Genomic DNA, 243 nt, shown 5'->3' with positions numbered 1-243 from the left:
AAAATGGCGAGTCTGCTTGGCATTAACACCGACCGGGTGATTGCGCTGACCTTTGTGATTGGCGCGGCGATGGCGGCGGTGGCGGGTGTGCTGCTCGGTCAGTTCTACGGCGTCATTAACCCCTACATCGGCTTTATGGCCGGGATGAAAGCCTTTACCGCGGCGGTGCTCGGTGGGATTGGCAGCATTCCGGGAGCGATGATTGGCGGCCTGATTCTGGGGATTGCGGAGGCGCTCTCTTCT

At 60.1% G+C, this 243-nt stretch carries 1 pseudogene; it reads left to right on the top strand.

Going from position 1 to position 243, the window contains the following annotated elements:
* Positions 1 to 243: pseudogene (locus V5P19_RS24325) on the top strand (branched-chain amino acid ABC transporter permease LivH); the annotation flags it as partial.

The sequence above is a fragment of the Enterobacter sp. UNJFSC 003 genome (assembly GCF_036903355.1).
GTDB lineage: Bacteria > Pseudomonadota > Gammaproteobacteria > Enterobacterales > Enterobacteriaceae > Enterobacter.
This window is presented reverse-complemented; position numbering and strand designations above follow the sequence as displayed.